The organism is Ramlibacter sp. JJN2-2R, assembly GCF_057747835.1.
In genome coordinates this window covers 3,009,111-3,028,977 of record NZ_CM173226.1, presented here as the reverse complement: position 1 = coordinate 3,028,977, position 19,867 = coordinate 3,009,111, and the positions used below count along the sequence as shown (strand labels likewise).

19 protein-coding genes are annotated in these 19,867 nt (G+C 71.8%); 6 read left to right on the top strand and 13 right to left on the bottom strand.

What is annotated here, in order from left to right; translation table 11 throughout:
• Positions 1-24: 24 nt before the first annotated feature.
• From AC3ANR_RS14680 to AC3ANR_RS14655, 6 genes are all read right to left on the bottom strand, one after another.
• On the bottom strand, positions 25-219 hold the full coding sequence (locus AC3ANR_RS14680; protein ID WP_488288843.1) for a Flp family type IVb pilin: 195 nt from the start codon (positions 217-219) through the stop codon (positions 25-27).
• Between the two features lie 147 nt (positions 220-366).
• Positions 367-639 carry a hypothetical protein gene (locus AC3ANR_RS14675; RefSeq protein ID WP_488288842.1) on the bottom strand — a complete coding sequence of 91 codons (273 nt, stop codon included), beginning with the start codon at positions 637-639 and terminating at the stop codon, positions 367-369.
• A 20-nt stretch (positions 640-659) separates the two neighbouring features.
• Positions 660-2,615, bottom strand: a complete 1,956-nt coding sequence (locus AC3ANR_RS14670) for a type II and III secretion system protein family protein (protein ID WP_488288841.1) — start codon at positions 2,613-2,615, stop codon at positions 660-662.
• 48 nt (positions 2,616-2,663) lie between these two features.
• A complete protein-coding gene (cpaB, locus tag AC3ANR_RS14665; RefSeq protein WP_488288840.1) occupies positions 2,664-3,476 on the bottom strand; it encodes a Flp pilus assembly protein CpaB in 813 nt (270 codons plus the stop codon).
• 33 nt (positions 3,477-3,509) lie between these two features.
• On the bottom strand, positions 3,510-4,091 hold the full coding sequence (locus AC3ANR_RS14660; RefSeq protein WP_488288839.1) for an A24 family peptidase: 582 nt from the start codon (positions 4,089-4,091) through the stop codon (positions 3,510-3,512).
• A 188-nt stretch (positions 4,092-4,279) separates the two neighbouring features.
• Positions 4,280-4,561 carry a PilZ domain-containing protein gene (locus tag AC3ANR_RS14655; protein WP_488288838.1) on the bottom strand — a complete coding sequence of 94 codons (282 nt, stop codon included), beginning with the start codon at positions 4,559-4,561 and terminating at the stop codon, positions 4,280-4,282.
• 226 nt (positions 4,562-4,787) lie between these two features.
• Between AC3ANR_RS14655 and AC3ANR_RS14650 the strand changes: the two genes are divergently transcribed.
• Complete coding sequence (locus tag AC3ANR_RS14650) at positions 4,788-5,453, top strand: LuxR C-terminal-related transcriptional regulator (RefSeq protein WP_488288837.1); 666 nt, start codon at positions 4,788-4,790, stop codon at positions 5,451-5,453.
• A 31-nt stretch (positions 5,454-5,484) separates the two neighbouring features.
• On the opposite strand, the gene AC3ANR_RS14645 is transcribed toward AC3ANR_RS14650, so the two are convergent.
• Positions 5,485-5,673 carry a 4-oxalocrotonate tautomerase gene (locus AC3ANR_RS14645; RefSeq protein WP_488288836.1) on the bottom strand — a complete coding sequence of 63 codons (189 nt, stop codon included), beginning with the start codon at positions 5,671-5,673 and terminating at the stop codon, positions 5,485-5,487.
• 99 nt (positions 5,674-5,772) lie between these two features.
• Here AC3ANR_RS14645 and AC3ANR_RS14640 point away from each other — a divergent pair, with 99 nt between their 5' ends.
• The 5 genes from AC3ANR_RS14640 to AC3ANR_RS14620 all read left to right on the top strand — a co-directional run bounded on the left by AC3ANR_RS14640 (position 5,773) and on the right by AC3ANR_RS14620 (position 10,716).
• Entirely contained in the window at positions 5,773-6,666 is an 894-nt protein-coding gene (locus AC3ANR_RS14640) for a dienelactone hydrolase family protein (protein ID WP_488288835.1), read from the top strand.
• 118 nt (positions 6,667-6,784) lie between these two features.
• Positions 6,785-7,621 carry a ZIP family metal transporter gene (locus tag AC3ANR_RS14635; protein ID WP_488288834.1) on the top strand — a complete coding sequence of 279 codons (837 nt, stop codon included), beginning with the start codon at positions 6,785-6,787 and terminating at the stop codon, positions 7,619-7,621.
• A gap of 153 nt (positions 7,622-7,774) precedes the next feature.
• The gene (locus AC3ANR_RS14630) at positions 7,775-9,112 is read left to right on the top strand and encodes a hypothetical protein (RefSeq protein WP_488288833.1); all 1,338 of its coding nucleotides are present in this window, start codon (positions 7,775-7,777) and stop codon (positions 9,110-9,112) included.
• 77 nt (positions 9,113-9,189) lie between these two features.
• Positions 9,190-9,900, top strand: coding sequence for a DUF4142 domain-containing protein (locus tag AC3ANR_RS14625; RefSeq protein WP_488288832.1), 711 nt, complete (start codon positions 9,190-9,192; stop codon positions 9,898-9,900).
• Positions 9,901-10,047: 147 nt separating this feature from the next.
• Positions 10,048-10,716, top strand: a complete 669-nt coding sequence (locus AC3ANR_RS14620) for a DUF4142 domain-containing protein (RefSeq protein ID WP_488288831.1) — start codon at positions 10,048-10,050, stop codon at positions 10,714-10,716.
• Positions 10,717-10,728: 12 nt separating this feature from the next.
• On the opposite strand, the gene AC3ANR_RS14615 is transcribed toward AC3ANR_RS14620, so the two are convergent.
• The 6 genes from AC3ANR_RS14615 to AC3ANR_RS14590 form a co-directional block, all read right to left on the bottom strand.
• Positions 10,729-11,292: a DUF4019 domain-containing protein gene (locus AC3ANR_RS14615; protein ID WP_488288830.1), complete on the bottom strand. Its 564-nt coding sequence runs from the start codon at positions 11,290-11,292 to the stop codon at positions 10,729-10,731.
• Between the two features lie 68 nt (positions 11,293-11,360).
• The gene (locus AC3ANR_RS14610) at positions 11,361-14,996 is read right to left on the bottom strand and encodes a hydantoinase B/oxoprolinase family protein (protein WP_488288829.1); all 3,636 of its coding nucleotides are present in this window, start codon (positions 14,994-14,996) and stop codon (positions 11,361-11,363) included.
• Between the two features lie 51 nt (positions 14,997-15,047).
• Positions 15,048-16,241 carry an efflux RND transporter periplasmic adaptor subunit gene (locus AC3ANR_RS14605; protein WP_488288828.1) on the bottom strand — a complete coding sequence of 398 codons (1,194 nt, stop codon included), beginning with the start codon at positions 16,239-16,241 and terminating at the stop codon, positions 15,048-15,050.
• 8 nt (positions 16,242-16,249) lie between these two features.
• Entirely contained in the window at positions 16,250-18,616 is a 2,367-nt protein-coding gene (locus tag AC3ANR_RS14600; RefSeq protein ID WP_488288827.1) for an FtsX-like permease family protein, read from the bottom strand.
• Between the two features lie 4 nt (positions 18,617-18,620).
• Entirely contained in the window at positions 18,621-19,352 is a 732-nt protein-coding gene (locus AC3ANR_RS14595) for an ABC transporter ATP-binding protein (RefSeq protein WP_488288826.1), read from the bottom strand.
• Between the two features lie 3 nt (positions 19,353-19,355).
• Positions 19,356-19,784 carry an Hsp20/alpha crystallin family protein gene (locus AC3ANR_RS14590; protein ID WP_488288825.1) on the bottom strand — a complete coding sequence of 143 codons (429 nt, stop codon included), beginning with the start codon at positions 19,782-19,784 and terminating at the stop codon, positions 19,356-19,358.
• Positions 19,785-19,867: the final 83 nt, after the last annotated feature.

Sequence of the window (19,867 nt, the reverse complement as noted above, 5' to 3'; positions counted from 1 at the left end):
GAACCGGCCCCCCGTGGTGCCGAATCAGGCGCAGGCTGCTCCGTCCGTCAGGCAGGTGCCGACGCGGGTGATGAAGTCGCTGAAGTTGCTGCCCGTCAGGTCGCGCAGCGCCACGACGAGCGTGATCGACACGACGGCGATGATCAGGGCGTACTCGATCACTTGCGCGCCTTCTTCGTCCTTGGCGAAAGCGGTGACCTGGTTCATGAGCTTGTTCATGGTTGACCTCGAGAAAGAAAAGGGGTTAAAGAAATGATGGAAAGGAGTGCTTGGTGAAGAAAGGGTCATGAGCTACTTCATGGGGCCGCCTCCTTTCGTTTGTCCTGGTGCGGTCGCGACCGCGATGCACTGGCTCGCATGGCGGGTTCAGCGCCCGGAGCCGACTTGGCCACCGATGTTGATGACGTTCACCACGGGGGGCGGCGCCTTGAAGCTGTTGTGATAGCGGTCGCTGGCTTCCTTGGCGGCCTTGCCTTCGATGCCGACGACGGCCTCGGTGCTGGCCGGTTGCGGGTGGAGCGTCTGCGCTTGGCGGGCCTGGCGGACGGCGTCGCCGAACCGGGCGTCGTAGTTGGGCGTCGTCGACGAGGCGCATGAAGCCAGGAAGGCGGTCATGAGGACGAGCAGCAAGCGGGTCATGGAGGTTCTCCTCAGGTCGTTCAGGGGCGCACCGGGGCCGTGGTGGCCGGCGCGGTGGGGCCGGCGGGCAGGGCCGGCTGCGGGGCGGGGGCGGGGGCCGCCGGAGTGGGCGCCGGGGCCGAGCCTTCGCCGCTGCCGTTCAAGATGACGTCTGAGCGGCTGGGCGTGACGTGGTTGTCGGTGGGCAGCACGATCGGCGCGGTCATCGGCTTGACCAGGCGCGGTGTGACGACGAACAGCAGTTCCGTCTGGTCTTGCTGGAACTCGGTGGAGCGGAACAGGGCGCCCACAACCGGCGTTTCGCCCAGCCCGGGGAACTTGTTGAGCGCCTCGGTGATGTTGTTCTTGATCAGGCCGGCGACAGCGAAGCTCTGGCCGTCACCGAGCTGCACCGTGGTGTCGACCCGGCGGGTCGATAGGGACGGCAGGACCGCGGTGACGCCGCCAACCGTCGTGAAGGGTGTGCCGGTCTGCGACAGCTCCGACGCCTCGGTCACGATCTTCAGGTTAATGCGCCCGTCGAGCACCGTGGGCGTGAACTTCAGGCCCACGCCGAATTCCTTCTCCTCGAGCGTGATGGTGGTGGCGCCGAGATTGCCGGTCTGCGCCACCGGAATGAAGATCCTGCCGCCGGACAGGAAGCTGGCCTGCTGGCCGCTGATGGCCATGATGTTGGGCTCGGCCAGCACGCGGATGATGCCGTCGCGCTTTTGCATGTCGAGGCCCACACCCGTCGAACCCAGGGTCCGGTTGCCGGCAGGAAGGGCTGCGCCCGTGAGCGCTGTGTCGGAGGCCACGCCGGCGCTGGCTGCGCCCTGGAGCTGGCCCCCGTTGAGGTTGGGGCCCAGGTGCCCCAGGATCCCCGGCGCGCCACCGATGATCCCGGAGATGATCGAGGTGCGCAGCCCGTTGCTGGACGTGACGACGCGCGAGAAATCCAGCCCGAAGCGATCGAGCAGCGTCTTGCTGACTTCCGCGATCTTCACCTCCAGCATCACCTGCTGCGGCGCCGTGACGCGCAGCATGTTGACCACTTTCTTGCCGTCGCCGTAGGAGCCCGCCAGGCTCAGCACGTGATCCAGCTTGACGGTATCGCTCACCGCACCCGTGAGCACGATGGCGTTGTCGGCGCCACGGACCTTGACGCCCGTCTCCTCGGGCATCAGTTCGGCCAGCTTGGCTTGCAAGGTTCCTGGGTCGATCGTGACGACCACGTCCTTGACCAGGCAACGGCCATCGTTGGCCTGCAGCACCACGTTCATCGACCCGGTGCGACGGCCGAGAAAGAACAGTTCGGTCGGGCTGAGCAGGGTGACGTCCGTTTCCGCGACGCCGTCGGACCCTTCACCGAGATTCGGGGCCAGCGCGCGTTGCTGCTGGCTGGCCGCGGTCGGCGCAGGACCGGTTCCGGGCTCGGGCGCCTGCGCAGGACGGCCGGCGCGGCTGCCGGCGAGCCCGCCGACGATCACGCGCGCCACCGGGAACGGCAGCCGCACGACCTGCGACTTGCCCAGCATCAGCGTGGTGGGCGGATCCACGGTGACCTCGGAGCAGGGCCGCACCAGGCCCGAGCGGTTGTCGGCCGCCGCCGTGGTCCGTGCACTGGCCCGCGGAGCGCGCGCGGGCGCCGGACGTGCGGCAGGGCGGGACGCGGGGGTCGCTGCAGGCTCCGCCTGCGCCACGGTGACGGGGGCGGGCTCTGCCTGCGCCACGATGGCGGCGACCGGCCGCTCTTGCCGCTGCGGCCGCTCCGGGGGAAGGGGAGCCGCGTCCGACATGACCTCAGGCCGGGCCGCGGCCGGGGCAGCGGCGACCAGGATGGCTTCCTCGCTTCGCGCGTCGATGACGAGCCCGGTTGCGATTCGCCCGCTGAGCAGGTTGCCCGGACCGGAATGTCCGGTCGGCGCCTGTGCCTGGGCGGGGACGAAGGCGGCGGCGAGCGTGGCGGCAAGCAGGGCCGGCGGCGCGTAGTGCATGTTGGAATCTCCCTGGTGGTTTCTTGTTTTGACGGACAGGCCGTCGGATCAGAAGCAGTGTTTGGCGCTCGATGCGTTGCGGATCACCTCGACGCAGTCGCGGGGCGCGGGCGGGGCCGCCTGCACGTGGACGACACGCGCGGCCGGCGCCTTGGCAACGACCTCCTTCAGGCCGAGCAGCTGGGCGCGCGTGACGCCCTGGGTGGCCAGCTTCTCGCCGTCCAGCTGGTTGCGCAGCACCAGGGACAGCGTGCCGACGCTGCGGGCGAGATCGAGCTTCTCGGCATCGGCGGGGCTCAGCTCCAGGGTCACCGCGCTCACGACCTTGGGCTTGAGGTCGTCGCGGCTGGCCTCCTGGGCGACGGCGAGCACCAGCACGTGTTCGAGCACCGTGCGGCTGATCGGGTCCTGGCGGGTGTTCTGCTCCTGCTGCATGTTCACCATGACGTCGACGTAGTTGCCCGGCAGCGCGAAGCCCGCCACGCCCACGACGTCGTTGACGCGCACCGTCATGGCCCGCTTGCCTTCGGCGATGACCGCCGAGAGCCCGCCGCGGGTGCCGGCGGGGGCCAGCTTGCGTTCGACGATCGCGTCGCCGCGCAGCACGCTGGTCTTGACCACGCGGTCCTGCAGGTCCTTGAGGTCGGTGAAGGCGCCCGGCGGCACCGAGCCCTGGGGCCAGTCGACCATCGTCACCATCTGCGGGTTGAGCTTGGTGCCCAGTTCGATGTCGACCGCGGCGACGGCGACCTTCGACGAGAAGTTGCCGCGCTGCGCCACCCAGCGCGCCGCATAGACGGCCGCCCCGAGGCCGAACACGATGGCCAGCACCAGCAGGGACAGGGCTTTGACGTTTCTCATGGGCTCTCCTTCACGCAGGTTGACGACTGAAACTCAGGCGAAGCCCAGCTGCCGCGTCACGAGGTACGCGGCGGTGCCGAGGCAGATGCTGATGCCGTAGGGAAGCTTGCCGACCGAATCCGGTCCCGCCGACGGCTCGTTGCGCAAGGCGCCGCCTGCCGGCTGGCGCACCACCGCAACGATGAAATAGACGTTCTGCAGCAGCCTGCCGAGGGAGCCTCGCCAGGCGGCGAACAGCACGGCGGCGATGCCGCCGGTGACGACGACGTAGAGCAGGGCCTGCAGCGTCGCCCAGGGGCCGAGGAAGGCGCCGACCATCGCCATCAGCTTGACGTCGCCGGCGCCGAGCACCCGCGTGACCCACAGCGGCAGCAGCAGCACCAGGCCGACCAGGAACCCGGCCGCGCCTTGCCCGAGGCCCCGGAACACCGTCGGCCCGGCGGCGGCGCTGAGCGCCAGGCCCGCCACGATGCCGCCGGCGGTGAGCCAGTTGGGGATGCGCAGCGTGCGCACGTCGATGACCGCCGCCACCAGCAGCAAGGCCAGCAGGACACCGGTGCGGGGATCCAGCACCAGCATCGTGAGCAGGTCGGCAAGGGCTTGGGCTTCGGACATGGCTCGGCTTTGATTGCGTCAGCCAAATCTAGGCACCCCCCGGTGCGCGCACATGCCCCCTTCGTCCCGATCTTCGTGGTACATGCGTCCGGGGCCGGCTAGTGCACATCCTTTCGGCCGATGGCGCGCGCAAGCGCGGCGCGCGCGGGCAGCCGCCTCGCGGCGTCCGCGCTAGCGGGGAACCGGAATCAGGCCAGGGGGGACAGGCTGGGCGCGTGCAGGCGCAGCGCCACGCCGTCGGACTGCGTGCCGCGGTCGATGCGCAGCACCTCGCCGGCCGCGGTGAACTTCAGGCCGGCGGAAGGCACCGCGAATTCGAGGAAGACCCACTGGTCCACGCTCGAGCCGGGCGCCATGGTGAAGTACAGCCCATCGGCGCTCAGGTTGCGCATCACGGCCGGGCTGCCGTCAGCCAGGCTGATGGGCAGTTCGAGGCGTTCGCGCGGGCTCAGGCGCCGGTCGGGAGGCATTGGCTCATTCTCGGTCACGGATGCTCCCGCCGCATGGTTGCTTCCTCACTTCCAGAGGCCGGAAACGTCATGCGCGGCTGCCGTCCCGGCAGGGCGGTTGTCATGGTCGATCGAGCACAGCCATGCCTGCGTAGTTCGGCTACGACTGCAAGCAAATGCAAATGTGCTACCACGCCCGAGGCAGGTCCGTAGGATTGGTCCCACTTCATTCACTTCCGCATCGGCCATGGACAACAACAATGCGATCCAGGTGGTGGTGGTCGCCCCGGCAATGCTTGCCTGGGGCCTCGAACGGTTGCTGCAGTCGGGGCATCCTCGCTTCGAGCTGACGGGCACCGTCGGCACGCTGGCGGAGGTGCAGGCGCTGCTGCAGCGCACGGCCGCCGACGTGGTGGCCGTCGATCTCGACGGCGGCTATGGCGCCGAGGCGATCGCCGAGCTGAAGTCCTGGACGCACGCGGCGATCGTCGGGCTCACCTCGTCGCAGGACGTGGCGATGCTGGACCAGGCCGTCGTCGCCGGCATCCGCGGCATCGTGCGCAAGAGCGATCCGCCGGCGGCCCTGCTCAAGGCCATCGAGAAGGTGCACGGCGGCGAGCTGTGGATCGACCGCGGCGCGGCCGGGCGCATCTTCATGGAACTGGCGCGGCAGAACTCGGCGCGCGCCAACGATCCGGAACGGGTGAAGATGGCCACGCTCACGGCGCGCGAGCGGCAGACCATCGCCGCCGTGGCGAGCGACGCGTCGGCGCCGGGCAAGGTGATCGCGCGGCGCCTGTGCATCAGCGAGCACACGCTGCGCAACCACCTCAGCTCCATCTACGGCAAGCTGGGGCTGTCCAACCGCGTGGACCTCTACGCCTACGCGACCAAGCACCGCCTGAACCAGTAGGCGGGCGCCGGCCGCGCGGCCGGCCAGCCGGTCACTGGCGCTCGGACCAGAGCACGCCGCCGGTGGCCCAGTCGTTGCGCTTGATGTCGTACAGCAGGATGTCGACCGACTCGGGCTTGCTGCCCAGCGTGTCGACCACGGCCTGCGTGAGCGCCTGCACGAGCGCCTTCTTCTGTTCGGGGGTGCGGCCTTCCATCAGTTCGACGCGCAACGTGGGCATGGGTTCTCCTTGATCGGGAATGGGTGGTGGACGGGCAGGACTGTAAGGTCTTCGCTAGAGTCGCGCCTGTCCCATGCCCAGCCACAAGGAGAACCAAGCATGCTGCGTGACGACCTGAAGAACGATTTCGATGCCCTGCTGCCCGGCGCCACCGGGGCGGCCGGCCCCAGCCGTCGCACCGCGCTGAAGGCGCTCGGCGCCGGCTACGCGGCCGCGGCCGGGTCGGTGATGGCCCAGACGGCGATACGCACCCCGTCGGACGGCCTGACCGTGGGCGAGATCACGTACGAGGTCGACGGCTTCAAGGTGCCGGCCTACCGCGCGGCGCCAGCGGGCCGCACGGGGCTGCCGGTGGTGCTGGTGGTGCAGGAGATCTTCGGCGTGCACGAGTACATCGCGGACGTCACCCGGCGCTTCGCGCGTGCCGGCTACCTGGCGATCGCGCCGGAGCTGTATGCGCGCCAGGGCGATCCGGGGCAGTACGCCGACGTCGGCAGCCTGATGTCGCAGGTCGTCTCCAAGGTGCCCGACGCGCAGGTGATGGCCGACCTCGACGGGGCCTTGAAGTGGGCCGGCGCCAACGGCGGCGACGTCGCGCGCGCCGCGATCACGGGCTTCTGCTGGGGCGGGCGCATCGTGTGGCTCTATGCCGCGCACGGGCCGGTGAAGGCGGGCGTCGCCTGGTACGGACGCCTGGTGGGCAGCCCGAGCGAGCTCACGCCCAAGCACCCCGTGGACCTGGCCGGGGGCCTGCGCGCGCCGGTGCTCGGGTTGTACGGCGCGGCCGACCAGGGCATCCCGCTGGACACGGTTGATAAGATGAAGGCTGCCCTGGCCGGCGGGTCGCCCGCCGCCAAGGCCTCGCAGTTCGTCGTCTATCCCGCCGCGCCGCATGGCTTCCATGCGGACTACCGTTCCAGCTACACCAAGGGCGCGGCGGAAGACGGATGGAAGCGCGCGCTGGAGTGGTTCAAGGCCCACGGCGCCGCCTGAGGCGAGGGGCCCGCCGGTCGCGGGCCGTCCCCATGTTGGAGAAAGCCGCCGCCGGGCGGCTTTCGTGTGTTTGCAACGAGAGGCGCGCGCGGTCCGCACCGCGCGGCGCCGCCACCCGATGACATTGATCGCGATCCTCGTGGCGACCCTGGCGGCCGGTATCGGCAGCGTGTGGATCGCCGCCGGCCTGATGGGGCTGGGCATGCCCGGCCCCGGCGGCGTCGACGAGCGCCGGCCCGGCGCCCAGCACCTGCTCAGCCTGGCCGCCGGCGCGCTGCTCGCCACCGCGTTCATGCACCTGCTGCCCGAGGCGTTCGAGCACGGCGGCGCGGCCAAGCCGCTGTTCGCCACGCTGCTGGTGAGCGTCGTGTTCTTCTTCCTGCTGGACAAGGCCGAGCTCTGGCACCACGGCCACGAACACCACCATGGCGAGCATCCGCACCACCACGCCCACGAGGGCCACGCACATGCGCGGCACGGCCACGCCGACCCCGAGATGGCGCGGTCCGGCGGCTGGGCCGTGCTGATGGGCGACAGCGTGCACTGCTTCGGCGACGGCGTGCTCATCGCGTCGGCCTTCGTCGCCGACCTGCGCCTCGGCCTGGTGGCCGCGGTGGCGGTGCTCGCGCACGAGGTGCCGCACCACATCGGCGACCTCGCCGTGCTGCGGCAGGCCACCAGCAGCCGGCCGGCGGCGGTGGCCAAGGTGTCGCTGGCCGGCGCGGTGACGCCGCTGGGCGGCCTGGTCGGCTGGTGGCTCGTCGGCCGCCTCGATGGCCTGCTGCCCTTCCTGCTCGTCATCGCCGGCAGCAGCTTCATCTATGTCGCGCTGGCCGACCTGATCCCGCAACTGCAGAAGCGGCTGGGCGCGCGCGAAACGGTGGCCCAGGTGCTGTGGCTGGCCGTCGGCATCGCGGTCGTCGCCGTGGTCGGCCAGCTCGTGCGGACGCACTGACGAGGCGCGCCCCGCCGCGCCTCGCGTAGCCCGGCCATTCCTACAGCAGTCGGTCCCCCGTCCGACACCTCCCTGCCGTGCCTCGTCCTACCTTGGTGGGCGTGGTGGCCGCGTCGTCTCGCGCCGCCTCGCAACAAGGACAGGAGCACCGACATGGCATCACGTGATTGGGAAGACCGCGACCGGCAGCAGGACTGGGGAGACCGCGACCGGCAGCAAGGATCGCAAGGCCGATCGCCCCAGGAGCAGGGACGCGGCGGGCAGGCGCTGCAGGGCGGCTCGCCGGGCTCGCACGGCAGCGCCGGTGAGCCGTCGCGCGGCTGGGGCGACATGGGGTCGCCGCAGTCGGGGGGGTACGGCGGGTACGGCGGCGAGCAGCATGGCCACGGCCGCGGCGAGCCTGCGGGCGGCCAGCAGGGGTACGGCCGGGGTGGCGCCGAGTTCGGTTCCTCCGGCGGTGAATTCGGCAGCCAGGCGAACTGGGGCCGCGGCGGCTATGGCCAGTCGGGCTATGGCGGCCAGGGCGGACAAGGCGGCTACGGCAGCGAAGGCTACGGCGGGCAGGGCTATGGCGGCCCAGGCTATGCCGGACAGAGTTTCGGTGGCCAGGGTCATGGCGGCCAGGGCGGCTATGGCGGGGGCCCCGGCGGATCGCGCGGCTGGGGTGGCGCGCAGCACCACCAGGGCGGCTGGGGCCGGCAGGGCCACGAGGAAGGCTGGCGCGGGCACGAGCAGGGCCAGCCGTACGGCGGCATGGGTCAGGGCGGCACCGGCCCGGGCTACGGCCAAGGCGGCTATGGCAGCCAAGGCTACGGCGGCCAAGGTTACGGCAGCCAGGGCGGCGCCTGGGGTGGCCAGCCGGGCCGGCAGGGCCAGTGGGGCGGCCGCGAGTCCATGGCCGGCCAGGGCCTGCAGGGGCAGGGCGGCTGGGGCCAGCCGGGCTACGGGCAGCAGCACGGCGCCCCCGGCCAAGGGCCGCAGGGTGGCCAGTACGGCCAGTCGTACGAGCAGGGCTATGGCCACCGCGGCATGCAGGACCAGGGCCAGCAAGGGCAGTACGGCCAGCAGGGCCACCACGATCCCGACTACCACCAGTGGCGCGAGGAGCAGATCCGCAACCTGGACAACGACTACCAGACCTGGCGCCAGGACCGGTACAAGAAGTTCTCCGACGAGTTCAACAGCTGGCGCGCCAGCCGCAGCGGCGGCCAGGGCCAGAACACCGGCGTGCCCGAGACCAGCACGGGCGGCAACTTCGGACCGACCGGTGGCGCGACCGGCAGCGAGTCCCGCCATCCGCAGCAGGGCTCGGCCAGTGGAAGTTCCACCGGCGACCAGCGCGGCGCCGGCGGCATGGGCTCGACCGGCGGCACGGTGGGTGGCACGGGCTCGCAGGCCGGCTCGTCCAGCCCAGGCGGCGCCACCACCAGCGGCAGCGGCACCACCGGCAGCGGCAGCACGAGCACCTCGGGTTCCGCCGGCCGCAAATAGCCGTGGCGCGTCGTTCCCGGCGGCGCCTGCGGGCGCCGTCTTGTTCTTGTCTTCATCACCTCCAGGAGCACATTGGCATGGCATCGACACTGAAACTTTCCGCCATCGCAGCTGCGATGGCCTTCTCGCTGGGCGGCGCGCTCGCCCAGACCTCCGGCGCGGCGGCGCCCTCGGGCGCCCCGGCCGCGGGCGAACGCACCGCCCCGGCGGCGCAGGCCGGCGCCGGCACGCGCAACACCGAGTCGAAGAAGGACGACAAGGTCGCGCGGGGCGACCGCAAGTTCATCGAGCAGGCCGCGGGCGGCGGCATGTTCGAGGTGCAGGCCGGGCAGCTGGCCAGCACGCGGGCGTCGAGCCCCGACGTCAAGAGCTTCGCCGGCATGCTGGTCGACCAGCACACCAAGAGCAACGACGAACTGACGCAACTGGCCAATGCCAAGGGCGTCGAACTCCCGGCGGCCCCGCCGCGCGCGATGCGGCGCGAGGTCGAGGAGCTGGGCAAGAAGAGCGGCGACAAGTTCGACAAGGAATTCATCGAGATCGCCATCAAGGACCACAAGAAGGACATCAAGGAGTTCGAGAAGGCCGGCAAGGACGTGAAGGACCCCGAGCTCAAGGCCTGGGTGACCAAGACGCTGCCGGCGCTCAAGGAGCACCTGGCGCAGGCCGAGAAGATCAAGGCCGGCGGCCACACCGACGCGTCGAAGATGGGCGCGGGCGCCGGCACGCCCGCCGGCGCGAGCACGCGCACGGGCGGCGGCAACGGCGCCAACAAGACCGGCAGCTGAGGGCCGGCGCCGCCCGCGCCGCGGGCGTGAACTTCTGCCGCGGCGTGCCGTCCTACCTGCACGTCCGCGTGCGCCGACATCTGCGTGTCAGCGGCTGGCCCAACAATGGAGCCGCGGCGCGATGTCGTGCAGGAGTAGTCGAAGGTGGTGTCCAGGCGGCTGGTGTGGTCGGTGGTGGGAATGGCGGCAGGCGCGCTGCTGCTCGCGCGGGTCGCCCGGGCGGGCATGGCGGAGGATCCGAAGACGAATCCGCCGCCCGAACCGGCCAGGCCGCCAGCGCAGAAACCAGCGGCCGCACCGGCGCGCCGCGCGGGCACCGGCTACGCGGCCGAAGCCGCGGCCAGCGCCGCCCGCCTGCCCACCGAGGAACGGCTCGCGCGCAGCTTCCTGCGCGCGGCATCCCTGAACAACCGGGTCGAGAGCGAGGCGAGCCGCCTCGCGGTGACGCGCGGCCACAGTGCGGCGGTGCGCGAGTACGCGGCCGAGCTGCTGCAGTACCACCGGTCCGTCGAGCCCGACCTGCTGCACCTGCTGCATGGGCGCGAGATGGCGCCGCCGCTGATGGACACGGTCCAGCGCAAGGCGCTCAACCGCCTGGCCCGGCTGTCGGGGCCCAAATTCGACCGCGCCTACATGGACCTGGTCGCCGTGCGCCAGCAGCGCGACGACGCCGAGCAGTACCAGCGCGCGGCGCAGACGGTGGGCGACCCCGTGCTCAAGGCCTGGATCGAGCGCCAGGTGCCGACGCTGCGCGAGCAGCATGCCGACGCCGAGCGCATCACCGGCGGGCGGCGCGCCGACCTGGCGCGGCGCTGAGCCGGCGGCGCGTCAGCGCGTGCCGTAGCCCGTCACCCGCCAGCGGCCGTCGGGCTCGCGCACGGTGGTGACGACTTCCTCGACCTCGCGCTTCTCGAACTTGCTGACGAACACCACGGTGACGTAGTCGCCGGCCGGCCGGCCTTCCAGCTGGGTCTTGTAGGCGCTGTTGGACGGCGTGCGCTCGACCAGCGCGCCGAGATCGTTGCGCACCTTGGGAACGCCGTCCATCCAGCGGTCCAGCGGCACGGCGCCGCGGAACATGGACGCGGTGGTCTCCCAGGCGGTGCCCCAGTCGCGCCGGTCCAGCAGCGTCAGCCAGCCGGCGGCGGCCGTGGCGGCGGCGCGCTCCTTCTCGGCGATCTCGGGATCGACGGCGCCGGGTTCGGAGGCCGCCGACGCGGCGGGAGCGGCGCTGGCGGCCGCCTTGGCCGGGGGCGTGAGGCCCTTGGAGCCGGTGCCCGCGGAGGAGGCGGGGTGGCTGGCGCTGCTGCGCGGCGCCTTCAGCTGCGCCTGCGCGGCGGAACACGCCAGCAGCGCGGCCAGCGCGGCGGCGAGCAGGGAGGGACGGGTCATCGGGGAAAGTGCGGAACGCATCCGGACAAGTCTACCGGTCCCGTGTGAACGCCCTGTCTCTGCCGGTCTCAAGGCGTGCCGAAGCCGCCGCCGCCGGGGGTGTGGATCTCGAACACGTCGCCCGGCTGCATCTCGGCCGATCCGATGTGCTCCAGCGCCTCGGTGCGGCCGTCCGCTCGCACGACGCGGTTGAGGCCGACCTGGCCGGGCTCGCCGCCGGCCATGCCGAAGGCGCCGTGCTTGCGGCCGTTGGACAGGATGCTGGCCGTCATGGGCTCCAGGAAGCGCACGCGCCGGACGCCGCCGTTGCCGCCGCTCCAGCGGCCGTGGCCGCCGGAGCCGGCGCGGATCTCGTAGCTGTCCAGCCGCACGGGAAAACGGAACTCGAGCACCTCGGGGTCGGTCAGGCGCGAGTTGGTCATGTGGGTCTGCACGACGCTGGTGCCGTCGAAGCCGCCGCACAGGCGCCCCTGGCCGTCGTACAGGCCGCCCGCGCCCGAGCCGCCGGAGATCGTCTCGTAGTACTGGTGGCGCGCGTTGCCGAAGGTGAAGTTGTTCATCGTGCACTGGCTCGCCGCCATCACGCCCAGCGCGCCGAACAGCGCGTTGGTGATGCAGGTGGACGTCTCCACGTTGCCGGCCACCACCGAGGCGGGCGGATTCGGGTTGAGCATGGAGCCGGGCGGGATGACGACCTTCAGCGGCTTGAGGCAGCCGGCGTTGAGCGGGATGTCGTCGTCCACCAGCGTGCGGAACACGTACAGCACCGCCGCCATGCACACCGCCGTGGGCGCGTTGAAGTTGTTGGGCTGCTGCGGCGAGGTGCCGGTGAAGTCGATCTCGGCGCTGCGGCTGGCGGCGTCGACGCGGATGGCCACGCGGATCTGCGCGCCGTTGTCCAGCGGCAGCGTGAACTCGCCGTCCTTCAGCCGCGTGATGACGCGCCGCACCGATTCCTCGGCGTTGTCCTGCACGTGGCGCATGTAGGCCTGCACGACGTCCAGGCCGAACTGGCCCACCATGTGGCGCAGCTCCTGCACGCCCTTTTCGTTGGCGGCGATCTGTGCCTTCAGGTCGGCCAGGTTCTGCTCCGGGTTGCGGCTGGGGTGGGCCCCGCCGCGCAGCAGCGTCAGGATCTGCGCCTCCTGCAGCACGCCGCGGTCGACCAGCTTGACGTTGTCCAGCTGCACGCCTTCCTCCTCGATGCGGGTCGAGAAGGGCGGCATCGAGCCGGGCGTGATGCCGCCGATGTCGGCGTGGTGCCCGCGCGAGCCGACATAGAAGGTGGGCTGCGCGTCGGTGTCGGCCAGGTAGACCGGCGTGATCACGGTCACGTCGGGCAGGTGCGTGCCGCCGTGGTACGGGTCATTCAGCACGTAAACGTCGCCCGGCGCCATGCGGCCGGCGTTCTCGCGGATCACGGTCTTGATGCTCTCGCCCATCGAGCCCAGGTGCACCGGCATGTGCGGCGCGTTGGCGATCAGGTTGCCCTCGGCGTCGAACAGCGCGCAGGAGAAGTCCAGCCGCTCCTTGATGTTGACCGAGTAGGCGGTGTTCTGCAGCTGCAGGCCCATCTGCTCGGCGATGTTCATGAACAGGTTGTTGAACACCTCCAGCAGCACCGGGTCGACGTGCGTGCCGGCGGCGTACTGCACCGCGCGCGGCTGGCGGCGGTCCAGCACCAGGTGGTCCAGCGCCGTCAGCTCGGCGGCCCAGCCCGGCTCGACGACGGTGGTGGCGTTCTTCTCCGCGATGATCGCCGGCCCGGCGATGGTGTCGCCGGGGCGCAGGTCCTCGCGCACCACCAGCGCGGCGTCGTGCCACGCGCCGTTCGAATACATGCGCACGGTCTCGCGCCGCGGCACCTCGCGCGGCGGGTGCACGGCGTGGCGCTGCTCCGCCGGCGCGTCGCCCGGCAGCACGGCCTCGACCGACACCGCCTCCACCATCAACCGCTTGCCCTGCATCAGGAAGGAGAAGCGGCGCCGGTAGGCCGCCTCGAACGCCTGCCGCACCTGCTGCAAGTCGCCGAACGGCACGACGAGCGCCGAGTCGCTGCCCTCGTAGCGCACGTGGACGCGCCGCGCGACGTGCGGCCGGCCGGGGTTGGCGTGGTGGCGGGCGAGTTCCGAGGTGGCAGCCTCGGCCAGCGCAGCGAGGCTGCCGGCCACCTGGGGCAGGGTCTCGTCCGCCAGCGGCAGTTCGACGGCCTGCTCGCGGATGACGTTCTGGTCGGCCAGCCCCATGCCGTAGGCCGAGAGCACGCCGGCCAGCGGGTGCACGAACACGCGCGTCATGCCCAGCGCGTCGGCGACCAGGCAGGCATGCTGGCCGCCGGCGCCGCCGAAGCACTGCAGGGTGTAGCGCGTGACGTCGTAGCCGCGCGCGACCGAGATCTTCTTGATGGCATTGGCCATCTGCTGCACGGCGATGTTGATGAAGCCCTCGGCCACGTCCTCGCGGCTGCGGCCGGTCCTGGCGGCGATGGCGTCGAACTTCGCCGCCGCCGCCTCGTGGCTGAGCGGCTCGTTCGCATGCGGGCCGAACACGCTGGGGAAGTGGCGCGGCTGGATCTTGCCCACCATCAGGTTGGCGTCGGTGACCGCCAGCGGCCCGCCGCGGCGGTAGCTGGCCGGTCCGGGGTTGGCGCCGGCGCTCTGCGGCCCGACGCGAAAGCGCGAGCCGTCGAACTCGAGGATCGAGCCGCCCCCGGCCGCCACGGTGTGGATGCTCATCATGGGCGCGCGCATGCGCACGCCCGCCACCTGGGTCTCGAATTCGCGCTCGAATTCGCCGGCGAAGTGCGACACGTCGGTGGAGGTGCCGCCCATGTCGAAGCCGATCACGCGCGCCTGGCCGCCCAGCTGCGCGGTGCGCGCCATGCCCACGATGCCGCCCGCCGGGCCGGACAGGATGGCGTCCTTGCCATGGAACGCATGGGCGTCGGTGAGGCCGCCCGAGGACTGCATGAAGAACAGCTGCACGCCCGGCATCTCGGCGGCCACCTGGTCGACGTAGCGGCGCAGGATCGGCGACAGGTACGCGTCCACCACGGTGGTGTCGCCGCGGCTGACGAACTTCATCATCGGGCTGGTCGCGTGCGAGGCGCTGACCTGCGTGAATCCCGCTTCGCGGGCCAGGCGCGCCGCGGCTTCCTCGTGCGCCGTGTAGCGGTAGCCGTGCATGAAGACGATGGCGACGCTGCGCAGGCCGTCCGCATGGGCGGCAGCGAGCGCCTCGCGCAGGGACGCCTCGTCCAGCGGCTCGACCACCTCGCCGTGGGCGCCCATGCGCTCGCGCGCCTCGATCACGCGGCTGTAGAGCAGCTCGGGCAGGACGATGTGGCGGTCGAACAGGCGCGGGCGGTTCTGGTAGGCGATGCGCAGCGCGTCGCGAAAGCCCCGGGTCGTGACCAGCAGCGTCGGCTCGCCCTTGCGCTCGAGCAGCGCGTTGGTGGCGACGGTGGTGCCCATCTTCACGCACTCGACCTGCTCGGGACGGATCGGCTCGCCGGGCGCCAGCCCCAGCAGGTGGCGGATGCCGGCCACCGCGGCGTCGCGGTAATGCTCCGGGTTCTCGGAGAGCAGCTTGTGGGTGAGCAGCGTGCCGTCGGGCCGCTTGGCGACGATGTCCGTGAAGGTGCCGCCGCGGTCGATCCAGAACTGCCAGCGGGAGGTCGACGTCGTCGGAGCGGAGGAAGGCATGTCGGGGCGTGGGATCAGGGTGAAGCTGTGTCCCGACTTTACTTCGCCGCGTCAGGGCGTGCGGACCTGCACCCGGCTGCCGTCGCGCACGGTCGCCGGCGGATACAGGATCACCTGCCGGCCGGCCTCGAGCCCCTGGCGCACCCAGGCCGTGGACCCGTTGCGCCCGCCCACCTCCACCGGCTGCAGGCGCGCCCTGCGGCCGTCGACCAGGTACACGGCCGACCCGCGCTCGTGCGGGAAGAGCGCGCCCACCGGCACCTGCAGCGCATCGGGCGCGGACGCGGTGATCACGCGCACCGTCACCCGGAATCCATCGCCGAGCGCGCGCCACGCCGCGGGCGGGTTGACCGGGTCGATCAGCACCTTGACCCGCTGCTCCTCGATGCCCAGCGCCGAGACCTTGGTGAAGGCGGCCGGCTCCACGCGCCGCACCCGGCCCTCGACCGGCGGCCCGCCCCAGCGCTCGATCACCGTGCGGGTGCCGGGGGTGGCCTGCACGGCGTCGGTGGTGAGCAGCTCGGCCACCACCTCCATCTGCGCCGGGTCGCCGATGTCCAGCAGCGCGGTGCCGGGGGCGACCGTGGCCTCGCTTTGCAGCGGCACGCGCAGCACCACGCCCGAGACCGGCGAGCGCACCGCCACCGGCTTGCCGCCGGGCGCGCCCGGCACGCCGGGCTCGAGCATCGCCGCGGCCTGGGCGCGCTCGTGCACGGCGACGTCCTGCTCCGCCGACGCGGCCTGCAGCTCGCGCTCGGCGCCGGCGGCGGCCAAGCGGGCGTTCTCCACGCGCTCCTTGGAGACGAAGCCTTCGCGCGCCAACCGCTCGTTGCGCTGCAGATCCATGCGCAGCTGCTGCAGGTCCACCCGCGCGTGCGCGACCCGCGCGCCCGCGCGCTCGACGCCGGCGGTGGCGGCGCGCAGGCGGGCGGCGGCCTCGCGGGCGCTGCGCTCGTCGATGATGGAGGACATCACCGGCGTGAGCACCGCCACGATGTCGCCGGCGGCCACGGTGTCGCCCTCGCGGAAGGTGCTGCGCGCCACCCGCGCGGCCACCGGCGCCGAGACCGTGTACTTGTCCCGCAGCCGGGTCTGGCCGTCCTCCTCGATCCACTGTTCGAACCGGCCCTGCGCGACGGGCGCCGCCTCGACGGCCTGCGGCCGCGGCGCGAAGGCCCAGGCCAGCGCCGCGACGGTCGCGGCGGCCACCAGCACCCAGGCGAGGACGGTCCGGTTGAGTTTCATGCCGGGCCTCACTCGCGGGTCTTGAGGGCGGCGACCATGTCGAGCTGGTCGACGCGCCGGCGCACCACCATGGCGCTGCCGAACCCCGCCGCCAGCACGCACAACGCGGCCCAGGCATAGGTGCGCGGCCGGATCACCACCGGGAACAGGAACTGGTCGGTGCGCATCAGGTCCACGATGAGGTGCGTGAGCCCCCAGCCGAGCACCATGCCCACCGGCAGGGCGATCGCGATGCCCAGCCCCAGCTCGCCCAGCAGCAGCAGCGAGACCTCGGCCCGCGTGAAGCCCAGCACGCGCAGGCTGGCCAGCTCCCAGGCGCGTTCGGCCAGCGCGATGCGGGCGTTGTTGTAGACCACGCCCACGGCGATGACGGCGGCGAAGGCGGTGAGGATGCTGCTCATGATCAGGATGTTGCGCGCGGTGATCTCCTCCATGTTGCGCAGCAGGCTGGCCTTGCTGAAGGCCCCGGCCACGGCGCGGATCGCCTGCGTGGCCTCCAGCACGCGCGGGGTGGCGCCGCGCGCCACGCCCAGCATGAACTCGGAGGCGACGTCGCCCTCGCCGAGCAGCCGGTTGAGGGCGCGGCGCTCCATGTAGGCGTTCAGGCCCATCATGTCGCGCACGGTCCGCTCGACGGGCACCTCGCGCACGTGCCGGCGGCCATCGCGGAATTCCACCGTCACGGTGTCGCCCACGCGCAGCCCCAGCTTCTCGGCCAGGCGCTCGCCCATCAGCAGGCCGTCGGCGGTGACCGGCACCGCATGGCCGTCGATGTCGATCACCCGCTGCAACTGGGCGCCGGCCGCGCGCCCTTGCACCAGGCCGGTCTCGGTGCGGTGGCCGTGCACGAAGCGCACCTCCACGCGCCGCCCGGGCTCGACCTGCAGCACGCCGGGGATGCGCGCCAGCGCGCGCGCCTCCGTGGCGTTGACGGGCTCGGTCGTCCAGACGGCGATGTCCCCGGGCATCCCGAGCTGGAAGGTGGCATCCACGATGACCTCGATCGCATCGCGGAAGAAGTTGCCCATGATGACGATCGCCACGGCGAACGCGATGCCGCCCACGGTGACGGCCGCGCGCAGCGGGCGGCGCTCGACATTGCGCAGGATCATGCGCAGCGCGGGGGCGGTCCGGACGCGCGGCAGCCGCTCCAGCAGCGAGCGCCGGTAGCGCCCCGGCGCCGGCGGGCGCATGGCCTCGGCCGGCTGCAGGCGCACCGTGGCGCCGATCGCGGTGAGCGTGCCGGCCACCGCGGTGACGGCCACGATGCCCAGGCTGATCGCGACCAGCGCGGGGGTGACCACGTGGTCCAGCCGCGGGAAGCGGAACGACTCGGCGTACAGCCCCATCAGCAGCACGCCCAGCCACTTGCCCAGCAGGATGCCGAGCACGAAGCCGCCGCCGACCATGGGCGCGACCAGCTTCAGGTAGTGCAGCGCGATGGCGCGGTTGGGATAGCCGAGCGCCTTGAGCGCCGCGACCTGCTCGCGCTGGGTGGCCACCAGCCGGGCCGCCACCACGTGCAGCAGGAAGGCCGCCACGGCCAGGAAGATCGAGGGCAGCACCGTGCCCAGCACCTGCTGGCTGCGGATCTCGTCGTTGAGCATGGCGTGCGAGACCTGGTCGTCGCGGCCGCGCGCGGGCAGGGCGCCGTACGGGGCGAGCAGGCGGCCGGCGGTGTCGACGATGGTGGGCTGCGAGGCCTGCGGCGAGAGCTTCAGGGCCACGCGGTTGAAGGCGCCCTGCATGTCCATGGCCGCGGCGAGCTCGTCCTCGTCGACCCAGAACACGCCGAAGGCGCGCAGGTCCGGCATGCCCCACAGGCCGGCGAAGATGTATTCGGGCGACAGCCCCAGCCCCGTGATGCGCAGCCGCCGCAGCTTGCCGTTCACCAGCGCGGTGACGAAGGCCCCGGGCGCGAGCTTGTGGGCCATGGCAAAGCCTTCGGACACCACCGCTTCCAGCTCGCCGCCGGTGCGCGTGCCGGTTTCGGGCAGGCGCCCGCTGCGCAGGCTGACGCGATCGAGCCGCTGCGGCTCGTGGGCCGACAGGCCGATCAGCTGGCCGATCACGGGGTCGTTGCTGCCCGGGACCATCACCCGCGCCGGCGCTTCCACCGTCGCCTGCACGTCGACCACGCCGGGGATGGCCGACAGGCGGGCGGCCACGGAGGCGGGCGCGCGGCGCGCGCTGGCGAACACGTCGGCGAAATGGCCGGCCTCGTAGAAGCGCTCGCGCGCCAGCGACAGCGAATCGACCGCCGACAGGCAGGCGATGAAGCCGGCGATGCCGCTGGCGACCACCAGGGCGATCGTGAGCGCCTGGCTCCAGAGCAGGCGCAGGTCGCGCAGCACCTTGCGGTCGAGCGCCTTCATGGCCTCACCACGACAGTTCCGCCGGCGTCAGGCGCCGCGCCGGCCGCTCGACGCTGGCGATGCGGCCGTCGGCCAGGCGCACCACGCGATCGGCCATCTGTGCGATCGCCGCGTTGTGCGTGATCACGATCGCGGTGGTGCCCAGCTCGGTGTTGATGCGGGCGATGACCTCCAGCACCAGCTTGCCGGTGGCGTAGTCGAGCGCGCCGGTGGGCTCGTCGCACAGCAGCAGCTGCGGCCGCTTGACGATCGCGCGCGCGATGGCCACGCGCTGCTGCTCGCCGCCCGAGAGCTGGGAGGGGAAGTGGTCGCGCCGCGGCGTCAGGGCGACGCGCTCGATCGCCTCGTCCACCGGCATCGGGTCGCTGGCGATGTCGGTGACCAGCGCCACGTTTTCCCGCACCGTGAGGCTGGGGATGAGGTTGTAGAACTGGAACACGAAGCCCACGTGCTCGCGCCGGTAGCGCGTGAGGTCGTCGTCGCTGGCGCCGGTGAGCCGGTGGTCCAGGAACCACGCCTCGCCCGAGGTGGGGCGGTCCAGCCCGCCCAGGATGTTCAGCAGCGTGGACTTGCCGCTGCCCGAGGCGCCGAGCAGGACGATGAATTCGCCGCTGCGCACCTCCAGGTCGACGTCGCGCAGCGCGTGCACGGCCGTCTCGCCGCTGCCGTAGGTGCGGCAGAGCGAGTGGATGCGCAACACCGGCGGGGCATCCGCCTGCGCCGGTGCCGCGGGCATGCCTTACTGCACCGTGATCTGCTTGGCCGCGGGGCTGGACTTCTTGGGCAGCTCGAGGCTGAGCACGCCGTCGGCGTACCTGGCCTGCACCTTGGCGTCGTCGATGTCCTGGGCCAGGCTGAAGGCGCGCGAGAGCGAACCGTAGTAGCGCTCGCTGCGCAGCACCTTGTCGCCGTTGCCCTTGGTCTCCTTCTCGCTGCGCACCTCGGCATCGATGCGCACCATGTTGCCTTCCACGTTGACGTGGATGTCTTCCTTCTTCACGCCGGGGATGTCGGCCTTGACCAGGTAGGCGTCGGGCTTCTCGGTGACGTCGATGCGCATCTGCAGCTGCTGCTGGTCACGCTCGAAGGCCGTGGGAGAGAAGAACCGGCGCACTGCGGTGTCGAAGTCGGTGCCGAAAGTGGGATCCAGCAAACGGAGATTGCTCATGGGGTTCACCTCATCATGGATGGTTGCATCGCCGGCGGGTTACCGACTGCGTCCACTCTAGGAAGCCGCGCGCCGCGGCGGTT